The sequence below is a fragment of the Moorena sp. SIO2C4 genome, from assembly GCF_010672485.1.
GTDB classification, from domain to species: domain Bacteria; phylum Cyanobacteriota; class Cyanobacteriia; order Cyanobacteriales; family Coleofasciculaceae; genus Moorena; species Moorena producens.
This window is the reverse complement of the sequence record NZ_JAAHGN010001100.1, coordinates 1-2,431: the sequence shown is the minus strand read 5'-3', so window position 1 is coordinate 2,431 and position 2,431 is coordinate 1. Positions and strand designations below refer to the sequence as shown.

Here is a 2,431-nt window from a genome sequence, read left to right as displayed (position 1 = left end):
ATTCACTCAGCTCCAACTGCGCACGCCAGAGATGGACATCATGGTTCAATAGTTGCAAATCTGTTGGGGGAAGTAGCCACACTGGGGTCATGGTTCAAGAAAAACTTATTAAGCTTAGCAGTTTCACCCAACTGTCCACTTTGGTCAAGGATAAGATTGTCTTGATTGGGGTGGGTAAAGATTCAAAGGATGTACACCTGACTCCCTATACTAAAGGGCCATGGCCTGACAAAATACCTGGGGTTATGGTTCACGCTCAGATGACTAGTCAGATTATTAGTGCTGTTTTGAATCAACGACCCTTGCTCTGGTGGTTGCCACAGTGGGGGGAACTGCTTTGGATTGGTAGTTGGTCTTTGGTGGGAGGCCTATTAGTTTGGCGTTTACATTCCCCATCCTACTTGGGAGTTGCTGTTTTTGCTGGTATCAGCCTCTTATCTGGAGTCTGTTATGTTCTCTTACTCCAAGGGGGATGGATACCCTTTATACCATCAGCCTTGGGGTTAGTGGCAACCAGTGGATCCATCGTAGTTTATAGCATTTTCAAATGAATTGTAAACAAGAATGACAGTTTTTTATATTCCCAAAAATCCCTAGATACTTGATTAGCTATTGCCTGTTGCCTCTTGCCTTTACTAATCACGATTATGTTTACATCTCAAATGGAAAGGCTAGATTTATCATCCAAGTCTTTTAGATAATTTTGATAAAAAGGTTATTTGTTTAAAGATTTAGTGAATTTTAATTCAACTAGAGAAATGAGTCGGGATTGATATGTAATACTGTTTTTGGTAGATAAATCAGTCATCAAGGTTAACTGCGTCATTGTTCTCATAGCTACCAACCTGAAGGCGTAAACGAAAAGTAACCATTCAGTGGTCAGCGGTCAGTGGTCAGCCGTCAGCCGTGGGCTTTTGGCCCACGCTGGGCGAACAGTAGCGTGGCACAGGCTAGAAGCCTGTGACGTAGCCCATAAGCTGATCACTGATGATACCTGTACCTGAAAGCTGATCGCTGAATGCTGATAGCTGAATGCTTACAACGAAAAGACACCCAGGTTGAGATCTAGCATTTCTAAATAGATCGCGTTGCATCAGTCTTTGAATGAATAGGAGTAGAGTGGGCATCCTGCCCGCCCGAAAATATATTGAAACTGGCAAGATGCCAGTTCCACGCAAGATGCCCATTCCACAGGTGCGACCCGTGGCGAATTTAATTCGCCAAGGTCAAGCGCACCTAAGCAAGATGCCTATTCCACAGGTGCGACCCAAGGGCGATTTACTCGCCCATTGGAAAGCGCGCACCTACTCTTAAAATCATTCCATTATTAAGCAACGCCAAATAGATTGGCAAATGCTCTATATCCGATCGGTGTGATAAGAAATGTAAACGTTTGCATAAAATCCCTGAGTAAGGACTGATAAAGATTATGGAATGCTTTAAAAAAATTAACGTTTGTCAAACCTCTCAGTATGTATAAACTCAAGCTAGCGTTGTACAAACCTTCTTTGATCTTGGCCCTTGCCTGGGTACTACTTAATTTCACCATTTACCCTCTACGAGCGCGTTCGCAGTCTGTTGCCCTAAACAGCAACTCTGTCACAAATAGTTTCTCCCGATCCGATACTCCATCAGGTCAACCAGATGTAGACTTTGGGGGTGATAGCAGAACTGATCAGATCACAACAGCTGGAGGACGTTTATATTTCCTCCCACCAGACTACACTACACCAAATGCTACACAAAATCAAGACTTTGATGATGTGGGCAGACCACCGAAACGAACATCAGGAGGATCACGTGGTCTGTGTTCGGATCAGCTGATTGCTATAGTCCCTGGTAGTAGCGAGATTGTCGAGGCAACGGGCAACTGTAGTAATGATTCCAACTCTTCCTTAGCACTGACCTTAGCTGAGTCTCCTACCTTTTGGTTTTATGTTCCTGAACAGTCTACTCGTGAACTAACGGTAGAGTTTGTACTGCTCAATCAGAACCAACAGGCTGTACTAGTAAAATCGATCACCTTATCTGGAACTCCTGGTATTGTCCGTGTTCGATTGAACCAACCCCTACAAACTGACCAGCTATATCGATGGCAGTTCTCTGTTTTAGTTAATCCCCAAAACCCGTCTGGGAATCCCACGGTGGAAGGATTAGTCAAACGAATCACAGCAGACTCTACCCTCAGTAGTAAGCTAAACGCTGCTACTTCGCCACGGGACCGTATTGCTATTTATGCGAGCCACGGTATTTGGCATGATGCGATGACAGCCTTAGCTCAACTACGGTCCAAGAAACCAGAGGATTCTAGGTTAGAACGGGATTGGGAGGATTTCCTAGGTTCCGTGGGTTTGCGTGCGATCGCAGTCAAACACCTAGTTGATTGTTGTATAGCAAAGTGAGTCGGGAGTCGGGAGTCGGGAGTCGGGAG

4 protein-coding genes are annotated in these 2,431 nt (G+C 44.8%); all 4 read left to right on the top strand.

The genetic code is table 11. The features are described 5' to 3' along the window. Positions 1-89 precede the first annotated feature (89 nt). The 4 genes from F6K20_RS34220 (at position 90) to F6K20_RS34205 (ending at position 2,402) form a co-directional block, all read left to right on the top strand. Positions 90-551, top strand: a complete 462-nt coding sequence (locus F6K20_RS34220; protein WP_287297758.1) for a CHASE2 domain-containing protein — start codon at positions 90-92, stop codon at positions 549-551. A 324-nt stretch (positions 552-875) separates the two neighbouring features. Further along, positions 876-1,004, top strand: coding sequence for a hypothetical protein (locus F6K20_RS34215; protein WP_267872042.1), 129 nt, complete (start codon positions 876-878; stop codon positions 1,002-1,004). Positions 1,005-1,161: 157 nt separating this feature from the next. Continuing rightward, positions 1,162-1,314: a hypothetical protein gene (locus F6K20_RS34210; RefSeq protein ID WP_287252194.1), complete on the top strand. Its 153-nt coding sequence runs from the start codon at positions 1,162-1,164 to the stop codon at positions 1,312-1,314. Positions 1,315-1,472: 158 nt separating this feature from the next. Next, complete coding sequence (locus tag F6K20_RS34205; protein WP_287297756.1) at positions 1,473-2,402, top strand: DUF928 domain-containing protein; 930 nt, start codon at positions 1,473-1,475, stop codon at positions 2,400-2,402. The last annotated feature ends 29 nt before the right edge of the window (positions 2,403-2,431 follow it).

What these genes read in the sequence shown, in the direction of transcription:
- F6K20_RS34220 (WP_287297758.1), top strand. Translation starts at nt 90, where the DNA reads ATGGTTCAAGAAAAACTTATTAAGCTTAGCAGTTTCACCCAACTGTCC.
- F6K20_RS34210 (WP_287252194.1), top strand. Translation starts at nt 1,162, where the DNA reads ATGCCAGTTCCACGCAAGATGCCCATTCCACAGGTGCGACCCGTGGCG.
- F6K20_RS34205 (WP_287297756.1), top strand. Translation starts at nt 1,473, where the DNA reads ATGTATAAACTCAAGCTAGCGTTGTACAAACCTTCTTTGATCTTGGCC.